Below are 23627 nucleotides of genomic sequence, written 5' to 3'. Positions count from 1 at the left end.
GCGCCCAACGGTGGGGGCGCCGTTGGCATATGACCGCGATGACAGTCAGGCGTCAGAGGATTGGGCGCCGATCCGTGACTTCGTTCGCCGCCTCGCGCGTCGGCGCCTCGGCCGTTCCGACCTGTCCGAGGACGTGGCCCAGGAGACAGTGCTGCGGCTCGTGCAATACGGCCGCAACGGCGTGCCGATCGACAACCTGTACGGCCTGGCCCTTCGTATCGCGGAGAATCTCGTGAAAGAGCATTTCCGCCGTGAAAATCGATGGGGTCAGGTGGAACTGAGCGAAACCCTGGCCAGCGCCGAACCGGCGCCGGACCGGGTCATCGAAGGCCGCGAAGCTGTCGAGATCCTGAAGCGCGCCTTGGCCAGAATGCCCGCCTTGAGACGGGACATCATCATCCGTCGCCGCGTCCAACACCAGAGCTGCGCAGCCATCGCGGCTGACCTCCGGCTCAGCGTCAAGGCGGTCAGCTATGGGTTCGATACGACCGATCTGATCCTCCCTCGTTTTGGTGGACACCCATGCTAGCTTTTCGAAGCTGGAGAGGAGTGTCTGATGAGTGTTCAACGCCGGAACTTCCCGGATTCTTTCAAGCGTGAGGCCGTTGATCGGGTCGCCAACAGCGGCCTGAGCGCCGGGGCGGTTGCCCGCGAGCTCGGGCTGCACGAGACGGTGCTGCGTCGATGGATGACGCAGTTCGGGGTGCAGGCGACGGGGACGTCGCGGCGCCCCACAACGCAGGCGTCGTCCCCGTCGCCGTCGGACATGGCGGCGGAGTTGGCCCGGTTACGACGGGAGAACGGTCAGCTTCGGATGGAGCGCGAACCGAAGGTCGGCGGAGCCACATCCTAAAAAAAGCCGCGCTCATCTTCGGAGCGACCTCCCGATGAAGTTCGGGTTCGTCGATGGGCATCGTCAGGTCTGGCCTGTCCGCGTGATGTGCGCGGTCCTGGGGCTGTCGGCCAGCGGTTACTACGCCTGGCGCGGTCGCCCCGAGAGCCGGCCGTCGGTCGCCAATCGCGAGCTGACCGAGGATATCCGTTTGATCCATGCCGAGAGCAGCGGCTGCTACGGCTCGCCGCGCATTCACGCCACCCTGCGTCGGCATGGGCGTCGGATCGGTCGCTCCCGCGTGGAACGGCTGATGCGCCGCGCTGGCCTGAGAGGATTGGCGGCCTTGCCGCGTCGCGCCCGGACAACGAACAGTCGCCACGGCTATCCGATCGCGCCCAACCGGCTGGCCCGGAACTTCGAGGCGGCGGCGCCCAACCAGGTCTGGCTCGCCGATCTGACCTATATCCCAACGGGTGAAGGCTGGCTCTACCTCGCCGCCATCCTCGACATGCACACCCGCAAGATCGTCGGCTGGTCCATGCGCCAGACCCTGCACACCGAGATCGCTCTGGACGCCCTCAACATGGCCGTCGAACGCCAGCGCCCCGCGCCTGGCCTGATCCACCATTCCGATCGTGGAATCCAGTATGCCGCCGAAGCTTATCGATCAGCCCTGGCCCGATCCGGCATCACGCCGTCCATGAGCCGCAAGGGTGACTGCTGGGACAATGCGCCTATGGAAAGCTTCTTCCACACCCTCAAAACCGAGCGTGTCCATCACCGCGTCTACGCCACCCGCGACCAGGCCCGGCGAGACCTGTTCGGATACATCGAAGGCTTCTACAACCCCCGTCGCCTGCACTCGTCACTGGGCTATATCAGCCCCGCCGAGGCCGAACGCAGAGCGGCTTAACCCCGTCCACTTTTGCGGGGGAAGATCAATCTGCGCGTCCACGGCAGCCTGGCCGTCCTGTTGGGTCTCAGTGGAGACCAGAACGCAGAAAACCCCACGGCCGTAGCGCGTGGGGTTTCTTCAGATCAGAGCCTCACGCCGGAGTGTGAGGTATCGTTGGGTGCGGGAGCTCGCACCCCGCTTCACCTCACACCTGTCGTGAGGTTCAACGCTTAGCTGCAGAGTGCGGGCTCGGGCACGTCCCTGACGTCAGCAACGCGCCAGAAGCAGCCACCGGGCTTTGATCGAAAAAGCGACATTCAGTCGGCCGTCCCGGTGCAGGCACTCAAGTATGCTGCCGACAGGCTCAGCGTCACCGCGCGATCGGCCGCTTTGCATACGGCACCATACAGAGCGCCAGCACCGTCAGGATTGCGATCAACAACCAGGCCTCGTTGATGGCGCGCACCAGAGCCAGCTTCTCGACCAGGGGCGCGAGAGCCGCGATCGTGGCTGTGTCGATGGGTTGCCTTATCCGGCTGGAGAAGAGTGAAATCGGGATCCCAAGGGCTTGAGCTGTCTCGATATCCCCCGCCTGCAATCGCGACACAATCTGGCGGCCCAGCATCGGCGCGCGCCCGTAGATCACCGTGTCGATCAAGGCGAGGCCTATTGCGCCGCCGAGATTGCGCATCAGGTTGAACAGGCCGCTGGCGTCCGGAACCTGCTTCAGCGGCAGGTTGCCCAAGGCCAGCCGGGTCGGAGGCAGCAGGCAGAACATGATGGCGACGCCGCGGATGATCTGAGGCCACAGCATCTGGGCGAAGTCGGTCTCCGTCGTCTGGAAGGCGCTCATCGCAAGGCCGGTCGCGAACAAAGCGAAGCCGAAACCTGTCAGGAGGCGCGGGTCCAGACGCCGCTCCAGCGCGACTGCGACGGGTGCGGCGGCGAGTTGAGCGAGGCCTGTCGCCAACATGATCGATCCGATGGCCAGGGGCCCGTGCCCCCGGACGAAGGCGAGGAAGACCGGCATCAGATAGACCGAACCGAACAGGCCGATGCCAAGCACGAAGCTGAGGACGCATCCGATAGTGAAGCTTCGATTCGCGAGCGTCCGCAGTTCCACGATGGGCGACGCCCTAACCAGGCTCCGACGAACGAAGCCGTATCCAGATATGAGCGTCAGCGCGCCAAGACCGAGCACCAGAGGCGAGGCCCATCCCCGCTGCGGCGCCTCCTTCAATACTATCTCGAGGGCGGCGAGAGCGACGGCCATCATGCCGAGCGTCACGAAATCCAGCCGCCCCACCTGAGCTGGATCTGGCTTCTCACGCGGAAGCAGAAAGCTGGCTGCTAGGGCGCAGGCGACGCCCGGTCCGAGGTTGATCAGAAAAAGCCAGTGCCAGGAAAAGGTCTGGGTGATCCAGCCGCCGACGATCGGTCCCACGGTCGGCGCCAGGACCGCCACCACGCCGGCGATCGTCGTGGCGATCCCTTGCCGCCGCTCGGGGAACAACAGAAAAACGGCTGAGAAGACAGCGGGGATCAACGTGCCGCCCGAGAAGCCCTGGATCACGCGCCAGACGATTAAGACCCCGAAGTCCTGACTAAGCGCGCATCCGAGGGAGGCCAGGCTGAACACGGTCACGGCGGCGACGAAGAGCCATCGCATGGTGAACGCGCGGGTCAGAAGGCCGGTCAGCGGAATCGCGATCACCTCGGCGATCAGATAGGCGGTCTGCACCCAGCTCATCTGATCCGGAGACACGCGCAGGGCGGTCTGGATCGTCGGGAGAGACGTCGCCACGACCTGTATGTCGAGAATTGCCATAAACATGCCGATGCACATCACGACGAACCCCGACCAGAGGCGGATCGGGTGGCGGGTCAGGTCGAACTCCGTGCGCGCCATGGTGTCGTCTCATCCACGCCTGGATCGGGGCGAACTGCCCGGTTCCGGAAGAAGTAAGGTCATGCCCCTCGTTCGGCATCAACCTGAAACCCCCGCCCGCGCCCGTCATGCGCATGCCTCTGATAGGCGTTATTAGTTTATGATTTTAAAAAGGATTTCGGAACTGCGCGCAGCCGGCAGGATTAGGATTCGGTCGCGACCCCGTGCGGCCGGAGCAGACCCATGCCCACCCCCGCGCGCCTCGTTTCCATCGCGACGGCCGACGCCCCGAACGTCATGACCCAGTCCGACGTCGTCGAGGTCGCCAGGACGCTTTTCAGCAACCGTTTTCCCGGCTTCGACAGGATGGCGCCCGTCTTCGATACGGCCGGCATCCGCACCCGGCAGTCCGCCATGCCTTTGGCCTGGTATCTCACACCCCGCACCTGGCCGGAACGGACCGAAGCCTATCTGGACGTCGCCGTCGAGATGTTCGCCAATGCGGCCCAGGCGGCCCTCGGTGAAGCCCAGCTTCGAGGAGCCGACGTCGATGTGATCGTGACGGTTTCGTCAACGGGCATCGCGACACCCAGCCTCGAAGCCCGCGCGATGGCCCGGATGGCGTTTCGGCCGGACGCCGCCCGGGTCCCGGTCTTCGGGCTGGGATGCGCCGGTGGCGCGACGGGTCTCGCGCTCGCCAGCAAACTGGCGCAGGCGACGCCAGGCGCGGTCGTGCTTCTGGTCGTGGTCGAACTCTGCACCCTGTCGTTCCGTATGGAAAACCTGACCAAGGCGGACATCGTCGCCACGGCCCTGTTCGGCGATGGAGCTGCGGCCTGCGTCATCCGATGTGGCGACGCCGGCTTCGCATCCATCACGGCCACGGCCGAGCACACCTGGCCCGACACCCTGGACATCATGGGCTGGCGGGTCGAACCCACGGGCCTGGGCGTCATCTTCGACCGCGCCATCCCGCCGTTCGCCCGCGACAATCTTCGGCCGGCGATGGCCGGGATTCTGGAACGCCAGGACCTGGGTCTCGAAGATGTCGACCGCTTCATTTGCCACCCTGGGGGAATGAAGGTCATCGACGCCCTGGAAGGGTCGCTGTCTCTCGAACAGGGCAGTCTGGATCATGAGCGTTCCGTCCTCGCGGACCACGGCAACATGTCCGCGCCGACGGTGCTCTATGTTCTGGACAGGGCGAGGCGCGCGGGCCTGCCTGACCGATCGGTCGTCACGGCGCTTGGGCCGGGATTCACCCTGAGCACGGTGACCCTGAGGGCGGCGGCATGATCCTCTCGCTCGTCGTTCTCGGCCTGGTCACGGCGCAGCGGATCGGAGAGCTGTTTTTGGCCGAACACAATACCCGGCGCCTGCGCGCGCAGGGCGCGGTCGAGACGGGCGCGGACCACTATATCTTCATCGTGCTGCTGCACGGCGCCTGGTTACTGGGGTTGTGGGCGCTGGCGTGGGACCGCCCAATCAGTCTGGTGCTGCTGGCCGTCTTCGTGGTGCTTCAGGCAGCGCGGATCTGGGTCATCGCGACTCTCGGGGGGCGCTGGACGACCCGGATCATCACCCTGCCGGGCGCGCCGCTGGTGACCAGGGGCCCCTACCGTTTCGTCTCGCACCCGAACTATGTGGTGGTGGCGTTGGAGATTGCGGTCCTGCCGCTGGCCTTCGGGCTGGTGACCTATGCGGTCGTCTTCACCCTGTTGAACGCCGCCATGATGTGGGTGCGCATTCGCAGCGAGGCCGGGGCCCTGTCGAGGGTGACGCCGCCTAGAAGCGCCGGCTGATCGAGATGGCCAGGGACCTCGGACGTTGCGGGGTGGTGACCTCGGTCACGCCGACCAGGAGGGGGTTGCCATAGGCGAAGGTGTTCCCTTCGGACCCCAGGACATTGTCCAGCCGCAGATTGACGGACCAGGTCTCGAACTCAACGCCGGCCGCGAGGTCGGAGGTCCAGTAGTCGCCCATCGGCGACCGCTCCGTCGACGAAAAGATCAGGCTGGAAGCGCCGACATATCCGAGAGAACCGCTGATCCAGGCCGGCCGGGAGACGACGGTCAGGTCCCGCCGGGCCGACAGATTGGCGACGACGTTCGGGACGCCGGAAAGATTGGTCTTGGCTGGCAGGGGAAAGCCGGGGTCCGGATCGTTCAGGTCCGGATCGTCGATCATCAGATTGGCGTCGATCGTCCAGGGCCCGCTCGCCCAGGCCAGTTCGCCCTCGAAGCCTATATTCTTGGCGTTGCCGATGTTGCCGGTGAACGGCAGGCCGTCCGCGCTAAGGCGGTCGGACTGAATGCCCCGCCAGTCGATGGCGAACACCGCCATCCGGACGGCAAGACTGTCGTTCCAGGCCCGAATGCGGGCGCCCGCCTCGTAGCTGACCAGCTCGTCGGACCGGAACTGCCGATAGGGTTGAAGGCCGCCGACCGAGCCATAGGCCTGGCCGACCGTGGCGCCGGCGTTGAAGCCCCCGGCGCGATAGCCCTCGCTGCTCTGGACATAGATCAGGACATTGTCACGCAGCGCGTATTCGACGACCACCTTGGGCGCGAACCCGCTGTCGGATCGCGCATCATCCAGAGTATCCGTGGTCACGTTACCCTGATGGGCCATCGCCTGGGTCTCGACGCCAAGCCGGAACAGACGCGCCCCAGCTGTTACCCGCAGCCGGTCCGTGAAGGCCCAGGACGCCTGCCCGTAGATGGCGGTCTCGTCGACATGATCGCGACGCCGGCTGTCGTACAGAGAGGACGCGGACGCGAGCTGGGTCAGGTCGCCCGTCCGGTCATGGCTGTATTCGGTCACGAAGACGCCGACCAGCCAATCCAGCCGCCCGCCGGGTCGCGACGCCAGCGTGGCCTCGGTGACCAGGGCCTCGATGCTGTCGCTCTCGTCGTAGGCCGTCGGCCCGACACCCCCGAAACGCCCCGTCGCAGAGGACGCATCGTAACGTCGGTCCAGGCCATGACTCTGCATCGCGGCGGCGATCTTGAGCCGCGCCCATCCGAGATCGCCAGTCAGCGTGGCCGATAGTCCGTCGAAATCGTTGCTGCTGGGTTCACGCAGCGACAGGGCGCGGCGTTCGCCGCCGAGCGCGGTGAAGCCGTACTGGCTGTCATCGGAATGGAGGGTCTGGGCGACATAGCCGAGCCGCAGGGTCCAGGCCGGATCGATTTTCCACAAAAGGCCGATCCGCGCGCCCTGCCGGGTGGTGTCGCCCGTGTTGTCGAGGCCCAGGTTCACATCGTCGATCGCGCCGGTGATGACCTCGCTATAGGCCGCAATACGCAGGCCGAGCCGGTCGCGGAGAACAGGCGCATTGGCGACCAGATCGACGGAGCGGCTGATCCCGGTCCCCTCGGCCGCCGTCATGCCGACGAAGACTTCGCCGCTGTAGGTCGTCAGGTCCGGCGGGCGGGTCACGATCTGGAGGATGCCGCCTATCGACCCCGCGCCGTACAGCGTGCCCTGGGGACCGCGCAGGAGCTCGACGCGAGCGACGTCGATCAGCCTGAGGTCGGGATCGGGCGCATCGTAGGTCAGCCGCGTATCATCGAGATAGAGGCCGACCATGGCCTGGGTCTGACCCGTCAGAGGACCGTCGGCCAGCCCCCGGACGAAGACCTTGTTCCGGCCCGGCCCGAGGTTGGTGATCGTCAGGCCCGAGAGCCGCGTCGCCAGGTCTGCGGTGTCGCGCCGGGTGGCGCTGTCGAAGTCGTGGCCATCCAGGACGCTCAGGGCATAGGGCGCCTGCGAGAGCGCGGTATCCTGTTTGGTAGCCGTCACCACGATCTCGCCCAGCTGGGTGGGCGCTAAATCCGGGATCACAGTCGAGGCGCGGGGTCGGGACGGCGCCCATGGCCAGCGACGTTCGGCCGCCGGCGCCGGCACGATGACGAAGGCCCTCGAATCCAGGCGGCGCCAGGTGCAGCCGGTGCCAGCGAGCAGCCGGGTGAGCGCCTCTTCGATCTCGTAGGACCCCCTGACAGCCCGAGAGCGACCGCAAGACGCCGCCGCCCCGGACCCGACCGAGACTCCTGACTGGCTGCCGAAGGACAGAACGGCGTCAGCCAGGCGTTGAGCGGGAATGGCGAAGCGGACCGGCTCGGCGGCCAGGGCGGCGCCTGCCAGGCTCCATGCGAGCACCGTCCCCAAGGCCGTCCGATACAATAGGCCTGTCCCGTGCGGCTTAATCCTGTCGGCGTCTTAGCTCATAGCCGCCAACGGCACGATAGGCTTTGATCGGAAGAAAGCCTTCGAGGCGGGAGATCACCCGGTCCTCATCGCCCAGTTCCAGCACCCCGGTGAACCTGATGGCGGCGGCGTCGTCCGCGACCGTCACCGGCGTGGAGAAGGCGCGGCTCAGGTCCGTGGCGACCTCGGAGAGCGGGCGGTCGTTGTAGATCAGGTGACCGGTGCGCCAGGCCTGCGCCTCCCCGGCGCCGACCCGGCTGATCACAGCCCGATCCGTGGCGTCGTCGCGAGACACGGCGTCTCCGATGCTCAGACGCACCGCCCGGCTCGCATCCTGGAGATCGGACACCTGAACGAGGCCGCGACTGACGCTGACCCGTGTCGAGGTCGCGTCGCGACGGATGTTGAACGCCGTGCCGAGCACACGCACCTGGCTCTCGCCGACGGTGACGAGGAAGGGTCTGGACGGATCGTGGATGACGTCGAACGCCGCCTCCGCCTCCCCCATCTCCACCGTTCGCGACTTGCCGGTCATCCGGACGGTCAGGCGCGAGCCGCCGTTCATGGCGATCGTCGTGCCGTCCTTGAGCGTGACGTCCCGGGTCTGTCCGGGAGCGGTGACATAGGTGACGGCTCGGCCCTCGATCATGGGGCCGATCAGAAGCACGCCGGCGACCAGAGCCGCCGCGAGCGGAGCGGCGGCCAGGGACCAGCGCGTCCAGGCGCCGCGCGCGTTGCGGCGGCGCGCCAGGTCGATCGAGCCGTGGGAGCGGTCTGTGTCCTGGGGATCGAGGCCCGCGCTTATGGCCTCGCGATGTGCGCCGAGAGCGGCCCAGAGACCTTCGGCTTCAGCGTAGGCGTCAACATGGGCGGGATCGGCCGCCAACCACGTCTCCAGCGCGAGCCAGTCCGCCTCGCTAACATCGTCGGCATGCAGCCTTGCGACCCAGGCGGCGGCCTGGTCGGCAGGAGATGCGGCGAACGGGGTTGCGGACGAGGTCATGCGGGTTCGAAGGCTGGGGCGAGGGACCGCCCTGGATCAGAGACGCCGCCGGCAGCGAAGCCCCCCAAAAGAAAGTGGCGAAAAATCGTCATCATGGCCAACCGACCTCCCTCAGCAGGTGCTGGAGCGCCGCACTGACGTATTTCTCGACGGCGCTGCGGGACATGCCCATGGCCTGGGCGGTCTCGGCGTGGGTCAAGCCTTCCAGCTTGTGCAGGCGAAAGGCCGTTTGCGCATTCGAAGGCAGTGTCCGGATCGCGGCGATCACCCGTCCCAGCTTCAGGCGCGCCCATGTCGCGTCTTCGGCCGAGGGTTCGTCGGCGATGGCGTCGCCGGCTCCAAAGACGCCGCCGGACTTCGCCCAGTCGTCGTCGCGTTTGTCGCTGCGACCCTGCCACCGCGCCCGGTCCAGCATAATGTTGGACCCCAGGCGATACAGGAAGGCGGCCGGGCTCTGCACTTCGGCGACGGCCTGCGGCGTCATCGCCTGAAGCTTGAGGAAGATGTCCTGGACGATGTCCTCGGCCTGGTCTTGCGATCGCGTGCGCAGGGCGAAGAACCGCGTCAGGGCGTCGCGTCGCTCCAGATAGGCGTTCAACAGCCCAGATCGCGCGTCCGGCTGCACGGCGGACAGATCCTTGTCATTACGGGCCCAACGCGCCCCGAACCCTTGTCCGCCGCGTCGCGCCGGGAGGCAACGCGGCGGGCTGAAAAAATATCGCTGCGGCTTTGAGAGGGTTCTGCGCCGGCGGCGTCTCTGTTCGCTACCCGCTCTCAGGAGACGCCTCTTGCCCCTCGCCGCCGACAGGACCGATCCGCCGACGCCCTCACCGGCGCCCCGCGTTCGCCGCGCCCTGACCTCCCGCATTATCCGCTTCGACGACCCCTGCCAGCGTGAGCGTCGGCGGGTCGAAGCCTTCATCGAAGCCGGCTATCTACAGGCCTACGGCAGTCATATCGGGCGGCATTATCCGACATTGATGAGCGTTCAGGACGCGGACGGAGCGATCTACGCCGTCGTCGGGTTCCGTCTTGCCAGCGACGAGCCCCTGTTTCTCGAACAGTATCTGGACAGCCCGGTCGAGGCCGTCCTTTCCGAGGCCACCGGCGCGACGATCACGCGATCGGAGATCGTCGAGATCGGCAATCTGGCGTCCAACGGACGGGGCGCGACCCTCTTTCTGTTCGTCGCCATGGCACGGCATCTGATGGCCCTGGGCGCGTATTTCGCGGTCGCGACAGCCACCGAGGAGTTGCGGGGCGTCTTCCGCAAGGCCGGTCTGGGCGCCCTGCGTCTGGCGACCGCCGACCCCGACCGCCTGATCGATCATGGCCTGAGCTGGGGCGACTACTACCAGACCCGTCCCACCGTCCTCGCCGGATCCATCCAGGCCGCGGCGGCGCCCTTGACCCGGTTTGCCGAAACCACGCCGGTCGCGCGCGCAGTGCAAACCCGTCTGCATTTCCGGAGCGAGCCATGAGCCGCGTCCTCGCCGCGATCCGTGAGGCCGCGCGCCTGACCCCGGACCGCATCGTGGTCACCTCCAGCCAGGGGACGCTGACCTGCGCGGGCCTTCTGGCGGAGGTCGGGTTCCTGGCCGCCGAACTCGCCAACGACCCCGCGCCCGTCGGGATCGCGCTCGACAACGGTCCGGACTGGGTGATCGCGGATCTCGCCCTGATCGCGGCGGGACGTCCCGCCGTGCCGATCCCGCCCTTTTTCACGCCCGAACAAACCGCCCACGCGCTCGCCGATGCAGGCGCCGGCCTCGTGATTTCGCCGGGCCGCGAAGGCGGTATCCGGCTCGACCCCACCGGATTGCCGGCGCGCGCCCTGCATCCCGGTACGGCCAAGATCACCTACACCTCGGGCTCGACCGGCGCGCCGAAGGGCGTCTGCCTGTCGCAGGACCAGATGGAGGCGGTCGCCGTCTCGCTGGTCGAGGTGCTCGGCCGCGAAAAGGCCGGCGTGCATCTGCCCGTCCTGCCGCTCGCCGTCCTGCTGGAAAATGTCTCCGGACTCTATCCGATCCTCCTGGCCGGCGGCCGCTATCATGCTCTGGGCCTGAGAGAGATCGGGTTCGCCAATCCGTTCCAGCCGGATCTGGCCCGGTTGCTGGGTGCGATCATCCAGAGCGAGGCGACCAGCCTGATCCTCGTGCCCGAACTGCTGCGCGGTCTGATCGCCGCCAAAGCGATGAGCGGAGCAATGACCCCGGCGCTGGATCTGGTCGCCGTCGGCGGCGCGCGGGTCTCGCCCTCCTTGCTCGCGGCCGCCGCCGCCGTCGGCCTGCCGGTCGTCGAGGGATATGGCCTGAGTGAGTGCGCTTCCGTCGTCGCGATGAACCGACCGGGAGACGTCGCCTCCGGGACAGTCGGGCGGCCGTTGCCCCATCTGTCGGTGTCGCTCGCGGAAGACGGCGAGATCCGGGTCGGACCCCGCCCCTTCCTCGGCTATGTCGGCGGCGCCCCGGCTCCCGCCACGATCGCGACCGGGGACCTCGGCGCCTTCGACGAGGCCGGCCGGCTGAGCATCGTCGGCCGCAAGTCCAACACGATCATCACCGCCTTCGGCCGCAACATCGCGCCGGAGTGGATCGAGAGCGAACTGCTTTCCGAGCCGGAAATACTCCAGGCCCTCGTGTTCGGAGAGGCGCAGGCCGTCCTCGGAGCCCTGATCGTTCCAATGCCGGGCCAACCGGACGAGGCGGTCGTCGCCGCCGTCGCCCGGGTCAACGCCCGTTTGCCAGACTACGCCCACGTCGGACGCTGGCGCCCCACCCCGCCGTTCGACCCGGCGGCGGGACAGCTTACCGCCAACGGCCGTCCGCGCCGCGCCGTCCTGCTGAACGCCTACGCCGACTTCGTCCTCGCTCCCCAACACGAAACCGCTTGAGAGACCGCATGTCCTTCTTCGACAATCTCGTTGCCGACACCGCCGCCGAGCGCGCCGACTTCGCCGCCATTCCCCAGATCCGTGACGGTCTCCAAGGGAGAATCTCGCGCGAGACCTACGTCGCCTATCTGGCCCAGGCCTATCACCACGTGCGTCACACCGTGCCCCTGATGGCGCTGACCCGGTCGCGTCTGGAGGACGACCACGACCACTACCGCCTGGCTCTCGACGACTACATCGCCGAGGAGACCGGCCACGAGCAGTGGATCCTCAACGATATCCGCGCCGCCGGCGGCGATCCCGACGAAACGGTGCGAAACGGCCCCAATGCGGCGACCGAGACCATGGTCGCCTTCGCTTACGACTATGTGAGCCGGGTGGCGCCGATGGGCTTCTTCGGCATGGTCTTCGTACTCGAGAGCGTCAGCATCCAGCTCGCCAGTCTCGGCGCCGATGCCGTGCGCGGATCGTTGGGCCTGCCCCAGAGCGCCTTCACCTACCTGGTGTCCCACGGCGCGCTTGATCTGGATCATATCGCCTTCCTGAAGAGCCTGCTCGATGGGGTCGAAGCCTCTGAGGACCGCGAGGCGATCACTCATATGGCGCGACGGATGTTCGGCCTGTTCGGCGACGTCTTCCGCTCCATTCCCCACTACGTCGCCCCCGAGAAGGAGCTCTCCCATGCGGTTTAAGGACAGGCAGGTCCTGCTGACCGGCGGCTCCGGCGCGATGGGCCGGCTGATCGCCGCCGACATCCGCAAACAGGGCGGACGGGTGACAGTCATTGACCGGGTCGCCCCCGACGACGGCGGCCGCTTCATCCAGGGCGACCTGTCCACGTCCGAAGGCCTGGAAGCGCTGGTCGCCAAGGTTTCCGCCGAACCTTGGGACATCCTGATCAACCTGGCCGGGATCCAGCATTTCGGGCCGCTGGAAATGCAGCATCCCGATCATCTCCAGGCGACCTATATGGTCAATCTGGTCGCCCCGACCCGTCTGATCCACGCGGTCCTGCCGGGCATGAAGGCGCGCGGTTCGGGTCAGATCGCCAATGTGGGCTCGATCTTCGGCTCGATCAACTTCGCCCATTTCGCCACCTACTCCAGTTCCAAGGCGGGCCTGCGGGCGCTGAGCCAGGCGCTGCGCCGCGAGCTCAGCGGCACGGGCGTCGGCGTCACCTATGTTGCGCCCCGCGCGGTTCGCACCCCGCTGAACTCGGCGACGGTGAACGCCTACGCCGCCTTGACCGGAATGCATATGGACGAACCGGAGGCGATCGCCCGCCGCATCGTCCAGTCGATCCAAGGCGACAAGAAGGACGTCTACCTCGGCTTCCCCGAGGCCTTCTTCGTGCGTCTGAACGGCCTTGCGCCCGGTCTGGTCGACGGCGCCCTGCGCGCCAACGACCTCAAGGCCCGCACCCTCTTCGCCCAATGATGTCGCCCGCCCCAAAGGAAACCCGGATGAACCGTCTCCTGCTCGCCCTGAGCCTGACCACCGCCCTGACCCTGACAGCCGTCGCGTCAGCCCAAGCCGACGCCGTCACCGACCGCGCCGCCGCCCTCCAAGGCAGTTGGGACCACATCAACTACGAAGTTCCACAAGGCACTCGCCTCGCCGAGATGGCGCGTCTGAACAATGAGGCCGACGCGGCCGTCGCCGCCTCCCCGGGTCGGGCCGAGCCGCTGATCTGGAGCGGGATCATCACCGCTTCGGAAGCCGGCCTGCGCGGCGGCCTCGGCGGTCTCCGACTGGCGACGGAAGCCAGGAACCTGCTGCAACGCGCTGAGACGATCGATCCGCGCGCGCTGCACGGCTCCGCTCTGACCAGCTTGGGCTCCCTCTACGCCCAGGTGCCTGGCGCCCCGATCGGATTCGGCAACCGCACCCGCGCCAGGACCTATCTGCAACGCGCTCTGACGATCGCCCCCAACGACATCGACGCCAACTATTTCATGGGCGATTTGCTCAATCGCGAGCACGACTATGTCGGCGCGGTGAGGGTTCTCGAACACGCCCTCGCCTGCCCGGCGCGGCCGGGTCGGACCGCCGCCGATCGGGGTCGTCGCGCCGAAGTAACGGCCTTGCTGGCTCAGGCCCGGAGCCACATCCGATGACAATGTCGTCGAGCCCTGAAGTTACCGTTACTCGAGTCGATCCCGGTGTGTCGGCGCCTGATCCCTTGGCCATCGCCCGCGTCCAGCGAGTCCGCAAGGTCGCGCTTCTGGTCGGCGTGCTGGCAATCCTCTGCCTCGCGGCCTTCACGGGCCGCAGCTTCTGGTCGACCGCAATGATCGAAGGCTTCCACGCTGCGGGCTTGGTTCTTATTGGCGTGGCCATTATCGGACGTGCCTGGTGTTCCCTCTATATCGGCGGGCGCAAGACCGCCGAAATCGTGGATCAGGGCCCCTATTCCGTGAGCCGGAATCCACTCTACCTGTTCAGCTTCGCAGGGGCCCTCGGCATGGGTCTGCAGACCGGCAGTCTGACGCTCGCGGGCTTGTTCGTCACGATCGCCGTCGCCGTGTTCTTCGCCACGGTCAAACGCGAGGAAGCCTGGCTCGGGGCCGCCTTCGGAGAGCCCTATACCGCCTATATGGCCCGGACTCCGCGTTTCTGGCCGCGTTTTTCCGGTTGGCGCGATGTCGAGACCCTTGAAATCCGGCCGGATCGGTTCCTGATGACACTCGCGGACGGCTCCGCGCTCCTGCTGGCCGTGCCGATCTTCGCGGCCTTGGCCTGGCTGCAATCGATGGGGTGGGTGAATGCCGTCGTCCGCCTTCCCTGAATCGGCGCTTCGGGTCGGCGTCGATGTGCCTTGGGTGACAAGCTGGACCGCCGAGCCCGTGCTCGGCGTCAGGCCCTGCGCCAGTGTGGGCGGACGTCCGGCCCTGGTCCAGGAAGAGCGGGCCGGCTTCGGCAAGCCTGAATATTCCAAGAACCACCTTCTGCGTCAGAGGCTGAGCGTTCAACGTATGCTGTGCCCCATGTGCGGGGAGCCGACCGCACGCGAGGACCGGGTGACCCAGCTCGCCCGACGCACGACGGCCGGCCGCCTGCGCCAAGCGGGTCGGGGCGCCGGGATCGCCTCCGACATCAGCGACGACACCGTCCTCATCGACGCCGGAGCGATCGCGCCCCTGCATCGGCGGTGTTCGGATCTGTCGCTTAAACATTGCCCGCATCTGCGCGCCGCGCCGGTCGAGGTAATGACCTTTCCAGACCGTTGGCTCCTGCTTCCGCTCCTGATTGAGGCCCAGGCGCCGCTGACGCCGGGTTACGCCCTCCTGGCCGCGCCTCCGGTTCGATCCGTCGCTGTCGTCACCTTCTTGCAGCTTTGTGGACAGCTCTGATGACCGATGGCTTTGCAAAACCCGGCCGCGATCTGTGGAACGGCAGCGTGACGCGCTATGGGGCGGTAGCGGCGGCCTTGCACTGGTGTCTTGCCCTTCTGGTGTTCGGACAGATCTATGTCGGCTGGACCTTCGGGGACATGGCCCGGGGGCCTGCCCGGGACCTCTGGTTCGAGTGGCACAAGACGCTCGGCTTCGCGATCCTGATTCTGTCTCTGGCGCGTCTCGCCTGGCGCCTGGTCAATCCGCCGCCGGCACTGCCGCCGGAAACGCCCGTCTGGCAGAGACGCGCGGCCCTTGTCAGCCATATGGCCTTCTACGTCATCCTCATCAGCCTGCCCCTGACAGGCTGGGCGGCAATCTCGACCGGGCGGGCCGCCCTGACGTCGAACGTCACCTCTCTGATCGGCGGCCTGTCCTGGCCGCTGTTGCCTGGATTGCCGCACGGCCTGCATGATCCGATGGAGGGCGCTCACGGGCTGTTGGTCAAGATCACCTATGCGCTGGTCATCCTGCACGTCGGGGCCGCCATGAAACATCAGCTGCTCGATCGCGGCCGTCTGTCCGGGCGGATGTGGCCCTTTCCGCGACGGCGTTGACAGTCAGGGCGGGGCGACCGCGAAAGAGGCTCTGTCCTATGCTATTGTGGAAATCCAATGAGCCGGTTCAACGCCCATTCCGAAACCCATCTCGTAGCCCGCACCGGGTGGCTGCGCGCCGCCGTGCTCGGGGCGAACGATGGACTGGTCTCGACCGCGAGCCTGATCGTCGGAGTCGCCGCGGCCAACGCAGGAAAGCCGGGCATCCTCGTCGCCGGGATCGCGGGTCTGGTGGCCGGCGCCATGTCGATGGCGGCGGGCGAATATGTCTCGGTCAGTTCGCAATCCGATACGGAAAAGGCGGATCTCGCGCGCGAAACTGCCGAACTGGCGGCGGATCCGGCGGCCGAGGCCCGGGAGTTGGCTGGAATCTACGAAGCGCGCGGCGTGGACCCGGCCTTGGCGGCGGAGGTCGCCGCCCAGCTGATGGAGCATGACGCTTTGGGCGCCCATGCCCGGGACGAGCTCGGGATTTCGGAGTTCACCACGGCCAGGCCGATCCAGGCGGCGCTAACCTCTGCCCTGACCTTCTCGGCAGGCGCTTTTCTGCCGCTTCTGGTCGTCATCTTGTCGCCGTCTGCAACGCTGGTCTCCGCGATGGCCGGCGCAGCATTGCTCGGCCTTGGCATTCTAGGCGCGCTCGGGGCGAGCGCGGGGGGCGCCCCGGTCGGCAAGGCCGTCTTTCGCGTCGTCTTTTGGGGTATTCTGGCGATGGCTGTGACGGCCGGAATCGGTCATCTGTTCGGCGTCGCGGTCCAGCCGTGACGCCAGCGACACTCGCATTCGAGACTTCCGGCGTCGAGACCGGCGAGCCCCCGCCCAAACGCGACCCGTCAATCAGATCGACGATGCTGAAAGAAGAGGCCGGTGTCCGTCTCACCCGGGTGGAAACACTCTCAGGCGACGCCCTCGTGACGTCTGCACACTGGATTATTTCCGGGGAGCCGTCCGATAAACGAGAGCGGTTCACCGACGTGAAGCGGGCGACGCGCGCGTTCCGGGCTAGGGTCGCGGACTCTTGCGGCGAAACGAACCCTGCCGAAAGCGGACTCTCCCAAGGTCGCAAATGAGTCAGGCGCAGTCATTTGCTGATGCCGCAGATGCGCCAATAGGGGTCACGCGGACTATGTCGCAAACACGACATTCCGCGCATGGTCGGAGGCCATCGGTTCACGCCCCATAGACGAAAGCGATCTCATCGGCGGCGGAAAGCCCACAACCTTCACCATATTCAGAAATCTCCGGGTTCCTAGGATGACGGGACGGCCCTTGGAAAGCACGAACGCCGGTTACAAGCGGCACCGTAAATGCTCTAAGGTTGCAGTTCATTCCTGTTTCGGTGGCTCCGTGGACTCCAGCTTCGTTGATATCGACATCCTGCTGACCAAGGTCCGCAACCCGCAATCTCGTACCTATTTCCTCGACGCCGTCAGGGCTTACAAGGCCGGCGCGCTGCGCGCGGCGTTGACCGCGGCATGGGTCGCCATCGCCTACGACCTGATCGCCAAGTATCGCGAACTGAGCGCCCAAGGCGACGCGGGAGCGACGACCTTCCTGCAGTCGTGGGACCATGCGACCGCCAACAGCGACGTACGTCAGCTCCTCCAACTCGAAGGCCGCATCATCGACGATGCCGCCGACACGACCCAGGCGATCAGCCAGCTCGGCAAGCGTCAGCTCGAGCGTTTGCGCGAGGATCGGCATCTGTGCGCGCATCCGGCTTTCTCAGCCGAGGCGCTTCTGTTCGAACCGACGCCGGAGCTCGTGCGGATGCACCTCGTCAATGCAGTGGACCTGGTCCTGTCGCAGGAGCCCCTCCAAGGTCGGGCCATTTTCCTGATTTTCGAAGCCGATGTGCAGTCGCCCGGGTTCCCCGCAGACCACGACCGGATCCTGAACTATGTCGAGCAGAGATATCTCGCTCGGGTGCGGCAGCAAAACATCCGCAACTTCGGCTCGGTACTCGCCAAGTCGCTGCTCAAGGGGATTCCGGCGCACCTCGATGTCGTAAGCGGCAAGATTACCTCGGCCCTGGTCACGATCCGCGAACGCGCGCCGGCGGTTTGGCCTGACGTCACGCCGGCCATCGTCAACCTCATCGACGGCCTAGGTCCGGACGACCGGCCGCGAGCGATCGCCTTTATCGCCGCCTTTCCCGCCTTCTGGCCTCTGCTTCAGGAGCCGACGCGCACGGTCCTTCAGGAGACGGTCAACAACCTGACGCCGGCAAATCTCGCTGATGCGCGAATCCTCATGGGGGTGACCTTCGAACCATTCCGTGCGCCCCTACTCGCTGTCATCGAGCGCCTGGACGAGGCCCAGGCCGGCGCCGCCATCACCGCCTCACCGATCCCCGAGCTCTGGCCGACCGCGCTCCAGAACTATCGCAACTCAGGCAGCTATCGGGGATCCGAAGCGAACTTCAGCCAGTTCATCACGCCTTTCACCGGTGGCCTGACCGAAGCGCAGCTCGACGAGCTCCTCGACGCCGTCATCGGCAATAACCAGAACTACGCTGCGGCGGCGACGAGCGGCCTGCTCGCGACCTTGCTAAGCAACTCCGGCGTCAACCGCCGTCCCTCCGCCGCGGCGCGAAGTCGCCGCGCCTCAGCGCGGCGCCTGCGCGCCTGAGACCCTGCCTGTCGGCGGGGCCGGGTTAGCAAGAGTCAGCGGATCGGCTGGAGGGGACCGCCCGTCGCCGAGCGCTGCACCGGAAGCGGACCTCACCAACAGCCGCGATGAGTCACGAAGAGACATTGGGGCCTGGCCGATAGCTGCGTCCGAGTTTGACTCATTTCGGATGTTGGGAAGGTCCGCTTTGGGCGGCTCGCTCTCCCCACGGAGGCGACGCCGGAGGAGGCACGCAGCCTCGGAGGCCCGGCGCGGCCGGTCAGCCCCCGGACGTAAAGATGTGTCACAAGTTTGCCGAAATTGGGATATCGCGGGTCTTGAAAACGGCGCGGTAGCTCATACCTATGGTTGAAGCGGCGTTGACCATAACGACGCGATGTGGAACAAATCGTGAAGAGGGGCGATATGGCCTTGAATACTACGCCGCAGGCGGAAACCTATCTTGAGGGACTGGTCGAGACCCTCGCCGTCAGTGACGCGCGGTATGAACAGGCTGAACGAAGCTATAAGTCGCTCGGCGACTGGCTCTGCCGCCCAGAGTCGTCCGTTCGCGAGTACGGGCCGAAGGTCTACATTCAGGGCTCGTTTGGCCTTGGCACGACCATCCGCCCGATCTCGGATGAAGAAGACTACGACGTCGACTCGGTTTGCGAGTTCGGACACCTCACGTCCAGCCACCTCACGCAAAAGCACCTGAAGGAGTTGCTGGGCGCCGAAATCGCCGCCTATCACCGCGCGCAGAACATGACGAAGCCCATCCGCGAGGGGCGGCGCTGCTGGGTGCTGAACTACGCCGACGGCGCGCAATTTCACATGGACGTTGTGCCCGCCCTGCCGAACGGCACGCGGCAACGCGTCCTGCTCGAAAGCCGTGGTCTTGATGCTCGCTTCGCTGCGACCGCCATCGGCATCACCGACAACGAGCACGCGGCCTACGAAGTCCTGAGCAACGATTGGCCCAGGTCGAACCCCAAGGGCTACATCCAGTGGTTCCGCAGCCGCATGACGGTTCAGTTCGAGAAGCGCCGCCGCATACTTGCCGAGGCTGCAAAGGCCAGCGTCGAGGACATTCCCGAGTACCGCGTGCGCACGCCGCTCCAGAACGCGATCATGATCCTGAAGCGTCACCGGGACATGCGCTACGACGGCGACCCCTGCGACAAGCCGATCTCGATCATCATCACCACGCTGGCCGCTCACGCCTACAATGGCGAGGACAATATCGGGGACGCGCTGGTTTCGATCCTCTCCAATATGGAGAGCGCGATCATCTACCAAAACGGCAAGTACCTCATCCAAAACCCGAGCGATCCCACCGAGAATTTTGCGGACAAGTGGGAAGAGTTCCCCAAACGGGCCACCGCGTTCTTTGCCTGGCTTGAGCAGGCACGTACCGACTTCACGACCATCGCCCGTTCCGTTCAGCGCGAGCGCATGATCGAGACCGCCAGCTCCGCCGTCGGAGAGCGGGTCGCCAAGGCGGCTGGCACGAAGGGCTACGGGGGGTCGCTGCGCGCGGCATCCGTCGCTCCTGTCGCTGCAGTCGCACCGACGTTTCCGAATGAGCCTCGCGTTCCTACCAGTCCTCGGGGCTTCGGTTGATCTGGTGGGTCAGCCAGCCTTCGCGGGCCGAGCAAGAACGGGTAGATGTCGCTGAACTTCAGGAGCGGTCGGCTTGGCTGACAAACGTCACCTTCGGACTCGACGGGCTTCAGCTCGTGGCCGACTTCACGTTGGCGGTGGGCGAAGATGCGATCAATCTTAGAATTTCCTATCCCGATTTCTTCCCCGACGTAGCGGCTGCAATAACGCCGAAGGAGCCAGGTTTGCTCTCCGGCCACCAGTGGGGCCCGGCAGGCGAGTTGTGCCTTGAGCATCGGGCGGACAATTGGACGTCTAATGTCACTGGCGCGATGATGATTGAGAGCGCCTATCGTTTGCTATCAGGCGAGGCCGACGTAAACGCACCAACGCTTCCATCGGCCCACAATATGTCGCTGGGACAGGAAGTCCGCTCCTCGACATCGCGGTTCCTGCTGACGGATTCAGCGAGTGAGCAGCTCCTATCGATCACGGTCGATGCTCCGGCGGACGTCAAATTCATCGACCGCTATTTCGATAAGACTTGGTTCGCGCAACCGACCGAGCTGTCGCGTGATGACGAGGCCTTGTGGAAAGAGGCGCCCATCTACAAGGACGACATTCCGGTCGTTCGCAGCGGTAAGGTCCTTCGCCTTCGCACAGATCAGTCGCTGCCCCAGAGCCTGACACTTGAGAAGCTTCAGGAGCTCGTTGCTGGTGGGCCGCTAGAGGCTTGGGTGGGCGAGTGGACCGGGGAGACTTGGTTGTCGGTGGTGCTCGTGAGGGGCGACACGGCGCGGCTCTTCATGCTGCTGTCGAAGGGTACGACGGTCTTCAACTACAAGACGATCAGCATCCCTGCTGCGACTCCGCGCTTGCCTCCAAGCCATGTCGAATTAGCCGAGAAGCAGGTCGCTGTCGTCGGTTGTGGTTCCGTTGGCTCAAAGGTAGCCGTCTCTTTGGCGCGCTCGGGCGTGAAGAAGTTCCTCCTGATCGATGCGGACCTTTTCTATCCGGGCAACATCGTTCGGAATGACCTGGATCTCCGCGCTGTCGGGGCAAATAAGGCGAAGGCGGTGGGGCGCGCGATCACGTCTGTCCAAACGGAGGCGGACGTCACCGTCAGCAACATCGCCTTGGGCGGCCAGGAAGCCAGCGAGTCGACGAGCCTCGCCATGAGGCGATTGGCAGCATGCGATCTGATCGTTGATGCGACGGCCGACTCTGCTGTCTTCAATCTTTGCGCATTGGTCAGCCGCAATCAGAAGAAGCCGATGGCCTGGGCCCAAGTGTACGCCGGTGGAGTGGGCGGAGTTGTCGCACGGGCGCGGCCTGACCTGGACCCTCCGCCAATGAATGCCCGGGCGCAAATCCACAACTGGTACGCGGACCGAGGCGTGCCGTGGCTTGAAAACGAGGGGGGCGACTACGACTTGCTGCCAGCGGACCAGCCGCCGATGATTGCAGATGACGCCGATGTCGGCGTTGTTTCTGCTCACCTAACGCGCCTTGTCGTCGACACCCTGCTACGCCCGACTGAGTCAGCATTCCCATTCTCCGTGTATTGCATCGGGCTGGCGAAAAGCTGGATCTTCGAGGCACCGTTCGATACTTGGCCCATTGAGTACACCCCTGACGGAACTTGGGGCGCGACGTTTGAGGAAGATGCGGCCGAAAAGCTCAAAGAGTTTGTGGCGAAGCTGGTGCCTCCAAAGGATGTGGGCGATGCGGATTGAGATTGATCCCGCCGTTCGCCGGCGACTGAAGACCGAGCTGCGATGGTCCGGCCGCCGGGAGATCGGCGGCGTGCTCATGGGCGAGCAATTGGCAGCCGGACATTTTCGGGTGGTCGATCTTTCAATGGACACCATTACTGGGAGCGTAGCGCATTTCGTTCGAAGCGAAGCTGAGCACGTTGCAGCACTGCACGACTTCTTCGAGCGCACTGGCGGTGACTATGCGCGGTATAACTATCTCGGCGAGTGGCACTCTCATCCGAGTTTTCCAGTTCGCCCTAGCGAAACCGACGTCGGCTCGATGACGGATTTGGTAGAGGGCGAACGCGACATCACTTTCGCCGCGCTGCTGATCGTGCGGTTGGATATGTGGTTCCACCTACGCCACTCGATCAGCCTGTTTGTTCGGGGACAGCCGCCCCAGATGATTCACATGAGCTAGGGGGGCAGCATGGGCCACAAAGACTATTTCATTCGCTCGGCTATCGACTTCGCGTTTCGACGTAAGCATCCGGCCCTTGCCCTAATTATTACTGGAACGGGCCTGCTTGCGGCGCTCCTAACCGGCATCGCGTTTAGTGCCACGGTCCCGTTGTCGAACGGAAACCTCCACTTCAGCTTCAGTATGGAAGGCGGCGGGGCTGCTGTGACCTGGGCAGCGCTTGTAGTCGCGCTTCTTCTTATCTTGTCGGGGCTCGCATGGCTCTACGCCGACTGGAGACGGGCAGACCGTCGCCGGGTCTTCGCAATCGAGTTTCGTGGACTTCGCGACTGGAACGGCACCCCGCTCGTGCAAGCCATCCCTCCCGCAATTGAGGGGCAGCGGGTCGAAATTCTCGTAGACATGCGCCAGGGCGTCGCCGACGGATTCATCGTCGCGCCAGAGACGGCAATCGAACGCCTGCTGTCGCTGCGGACAATACTCGATCAACACGAGGACGGGCGAGATCGGGCGGACATGACTCACGTTGCCGGCGGACTCGCGCCGGTGCCGCTCAGCTTTCTGGGCGGTGTCCTACTTGACGATGAGGCGGCGATCACATTCTTCGACTGGCATCGCGATACTCGGCTCTGGAACGAGCTCAATGGTGCGGATGATGGCGAGCGATTCATTGTCGAGGGGCTCGACGGTTTAGCGGCAGGCACGTCAGAGGTGATCGTGACGGTCTCTGCCTCCTATCACGTAGATGAGCCGGCCGCTGTCGCGCGCATCGGCGCGTTGCCGATTGTGCGGTTGAGCCTTCCAACAACCAACACCGGAAACCACTGGTCTGGCGACAAGCAACAAGCTCTCGCCCGTCAGTTCTTGGATACGATGGGTGAGCTTAAGAATCGCGGTGTCCGTCAGGTGCATCTGTTCTTCGCCGGGGCTAACAGCCTCGTTCTCCGATTCGGTTCGGTCTACGACAAGCGCAATCTGCCTGCGCTCAACGTGTACCAATACGAAAGCACGACCTTCACGTGGGGCGTGACGATGCCCGTCGCAGGAGTCGCACGACCGAATGTCGTGTATCCCCCAGCCTAGCGGGCTCGCTGTGCTCCAAGTCATCACTGGCAAAGTCTAGACTTTGCGCGGGGTCCAATGTCCGCTTCTGGCACTTCTCGGAGGCTCGGTTCTACGAAGTCACGTCCCCGGGGTAATGATCTCCTGTTCGCCGTCGTTGTTGATGCGGACCACGGCGACGGGATCGACCTCAAAGGCTGCCCGAAGCTGCTGCAAGCTTTGACGAAACAGCTTGGCGAGCTCAGCGCCCCTCATCGACGGGAGAAGGATGAGACCCGGTCGGATCGTCGCGCCCAAGGCGAGCTTCAGGAAATCACCCTGGTTGATCGTGACGACGATGGCTCCGGCCGCAGCCGCATAGGCGAAGATATCTACATCGGAGGCCCCCTGGCCAAGCCCTTGCGTTTCGACCGTGCGTGCGACGGCATGGCCGTGGCTTTCCGCCACAGCCAACAGGCCTTTCCCGCAACACTCGTCAATCAACAGAAACATGG

22 protein-coding genes and 1 pseudogene are annotated in these 23627 nt (G+C 65.4%); 18 read left to right on the top strand and 5 right to left on the bottom strand.

Going from position 1 to position 23627, the window contains the following annotated elements; all coding sequences use genetic code 11:
* The first annotated feature begins 22 nt into the window (after positions 1-22).
* Both ACW170_RS06105 and ACW170_RS06100 read left to right on the top strand, forming a co-directional pair.
* Positions 23-529: an RNA polymerase sigma factor gene (locus ACW170_RS06105; RefSeq protein WP_492088770.1), complete on the top strand. Its 507-nt coding sequence runs from the start codon at positions 23-25 to the stop codon at positions 527-529.
* Positions 530-556: 27 nt separating this feature from the next.
* Positions 557-1748: pseudogene (locus ACW170_RS06100) on the top strand (IS3 family transposase).
* 352 nt (positions 1749-2100) lie between these two features.
* Here ACW170_RS06100 and ACW170_RS06095 read toward each other — a convergent pair.
* A complete protein-coding gene (locus ACW170_RS06095) occupies positions 2101-3639 on the bottom strand; it encodes a DHA2 family efflux MFS transporter permease subunit (protein ID WP_492088769.1) in 1539 nt (512 codons plus the stop codon).
* Between the two features lie 222 nt (positions 3640-3861).
* Between ACW170_RS06095 and ACW170_RS06090 the strand changes: the two genes are divergently transcribed.
* Together ACW170_RS06090 and ACW170_RS06085 are read left to right on the top strand one after the other, a co-directional pair.
* A complete protein-coding gene (locus ACW170_RS06090) occupies positions 3862-4914 on the top strand; it encodes a type III polyketide synthase (RefSeq protein ID WP_492088768.1) in 1053 nt (350 codons plus the stop codon).
* A complete protein-coding gene (locus ACW170_RS06085; protein ID WP_492088767.1) occupies positions 4911-5420 on the top strand; it encodes an isoprenylcysteine carboxyl methyltransferase family protein in 510 nt (169 codons plus the stop codon). The genes ACW170_RS06090 and ACW170_RS06085 overlap by 4 nt, the downstream gene beginning before the upstream one ends.
* On the opposite strand, the gene ACW170_RS06080 is transcribed toward ACW170_RS06085, so the two are convergent.
* The 3 genes from ACW170_RS06080 to ACW170_RS06070 all read right to left on the bottom strand — a co-directional run bounded on the left by ACW170_RS06080 (position 5404) and on the right by ACW170_RS06070 (position 9458).
* Complete coding sequence (locus ACW170_RS06080) at positions 5404-7806, bottom strand: TonB-dependent receptor (RefSeq protein ID WP_492088766.1); 2403 nt, start codon at positions 7804-7806, stop codon at positions 5404-5406. The two genes, ACW170_RS06085 and ACW170_RS06080, sit on opposite strands and share 17 nt — an antisense overlap.
* Before the next feature lie 19 nt (positions 7807-7825).
* The gene (locus ACW170_RS06075) at positions 7826-8833 is read right to left on the bottom strand and encodes a FecR family protein (protein ID WP_492088765.1); all 1008 of its coding nucleotides are present in this window, start codon (positions 8831-8833) and stop codon (positions 7826-7828) included.
* Between the two features lie 91 nt (positions 8834-8924).
* A complete protein-coding gene (locus ACW170_RS06070; protein ID WP_492088764.1) occupies positions 8925-9458 on the bottom strand; it encodes an RNA polymerase sigma factor in 534 nt (177 codons plus the stop codon).
* 163 nt (positions 9459-9621) lie between these two features.
* On the opposite strand from ACW170_RS06070, the gene ACW170_RS06065 reads away from it, so the two are divergent.
* The 14 genes from ACW170_RS06065 to ACW170_RS06000 all read left to right on the top strand — a co-directional run bounded on the left by ACW170_RS06065 (position 9622) and on the right by ACW170_RS06000 (position 23154).
* Positions 9622-10314 carry a thermostable hemolysin gene (locus ACW170_RS06065; RefSeq protein WP_492088762.1) on the top strand — a complete coding sequence of 231 codons (693 nt, stop codon included), beginning with the start codon at positions 9622-9624 and terminating at the stop codon, positions 10312-10314.
* Positions 10311-11729, top strand: a complete 1419-nt coding sequence (locus ACW170_RS06060; RefSeq protein ID WP_492088761.1) for an AMP-binding protein — start codon at positions 10311-10313, stop codon at positions 11727-11729. Before ACW170_RS06065 ends, ACW170_RS06060 begins: the two co-directional genes overlap by 4 nt.
* An 8-nt stretch (positions 11730-11737) precedes the next feature.
* A complete protein-coding gene (locus ACW170_RS06055) occupies positions 11738-12421 on the top strand; it encodes an iron-containing redox enzyme family protein (RefSeq protein ID WP_492088760.1) in 684 nt (227 codons plus the stop codon).
* Positions 12411-13166 (top strand): SDR family NAD(P)-dependent oxidoreductase, encoded by a 756-nt coding sequence (locus ACW170_RS06050; RefSeq protein WP_492088759.1) that lies wholly within the window; start codon positions 12411-12413, stop codon positions 13164-13166. Before ACW170_RS06055 ends, ACW170_RS06050 begins: the two co-directional genes overlap by 11 nt.
* Before the next feature lie 26 nt (positions 13167-13192).
* Positions 13193-13846, top strand: a complete 654-nt coding sequence (locus tag ACW170_RS06045) for a hypothetical protein (RefSeq protein ID WP_492088758.1) — start codon at positions 13193-13195, stop codon at positions 13844-13846.
* A 65-nt stretch (positions 13847-13911) separates the two neighbouring features.
* Positions 13912-14517 (top strand): methyltransferase family protein, encoded by a 606-nt coding sequence (locus ACW170_RS06040; protein ID WP_492088757.1) that lies wholly within the window; start codon positions 13912-13914, stop codon positions 14515-14517.
* Positions 14495-15082 (top strand): hypothetical protein, encoded by a 588-nt coding sequence (locus ACW170_RS06035; protein ID WP_492088756.1) that lies wholly within the window; start codon positions 14495-14497, stop codon positions 15080-15082. Before ACW170_RS06040 ends, ACW170_RS06035 begins: the two co-directional genes overlap by 23 nt.
* A complete protein-coding gene (locus tag ACW170_RS06030) occupies positions 15082-15681 on the top strand; it encodes a cytochrome b (protein WP_492088754.1) in 600 nt (199 codons plus the stop codon). The genes ACW170_RS06035 and ACW170_RS06030 overlap by 1 nt, the downstream gene beginning before the upstream one ends.
* A 57-nt stretch (positions 15682-15738) precedes the next feature.
* Entirely contained in the window at positions 15739-16446 is a 708-nt protein-coding gene (locus ACW170_RS06025) for a VIT1/CCC1 transporter family protein (RefSeq protein ID WP_492088753.1), read from the top strand.
* Positions 16447-16950: 504 nt separating this feature from the next.
* Positions 16951-18312, top strand: coding sequence for a hypothetical protein (locus ACW170_RS06020; protein ID WP_492088752.1), 1362 nt, complete (start codon positions 16951-16953; stop codon positions 18310-18312).
* 405 nt (positions 18313-18717) lie between these two features.
* Positions 18718-19914: a nucleotidyltransferase domain-containing protein gene (locus tag ACW170_RS06015; protein ID WP_492088751.1), complete on the top strand. Its 1197-nt coding sequence runs from the start codon at positions 18718-18720 to the stop codon at positions 19912-19914.
* Entirely contained in the window at positions 19911-21629 is a 1719-nt protein-coding gene (locus ACW170_RS06010) for a ThiF family adenylyltransferase (RefSeq protein WP_492088750.1), read from the top strand. The genes ACW170_RS06015 and ACW170_RS06010 overlap by 4 nt, the downstream gene beginning before the upstream one ends.
* On the top strand, positions 21619-22071 hold the full coding sequence (locus ACW170_RS06005) for a M67 family metallopeptidase (RefSeq protein ID WP_492088749.1): 453 nt from the start codon (positions 21619-21621) through the stop codon (positions 22069-22071). Before ACW170_RS06010 ends, ACW170_RS06005 begins: the two co-directional genes overlap by 11 nt.
* Before the next feature lie 9 nt (positions 22072-22080).
* Positions 22081-23154, top strand: coding sequence for an SAVED domain-containing protein (locus ACW170_RS06000; RefSeq protein ID WP_492088748.1), 1074 nt, complete (start codon positions 22081-22083; stop codon positions 23152-23154).
* A gap of 99 nt (positions 23155-23253) precedes the next feature.
* Here the strand turns inward: ACW170_RS06000 and ACW170_RS05995 are convergent, their stop codons facing one another.
* Positions 23254-23625, bottom strand: coding sequence for a DUF5615 family PIN-like protein (locus ACW170_RS05995; protein WP_492088747.1), 372 nt, complete (start codon positions 23623-23625; stop codon positions 23254-23256).
* Positions 23626-23627: the final 2 nt, after the last annotated feature.

The sequence above is a fragment of the Brevundimonas sp. FV2ps16 genome (assembly GCF_058681075.1).
The sequence above is the reverse complement of the archived record's forward strand: the minus strand, read 5'-3'. Positions and strand labels throughout refer to the sequence as shown.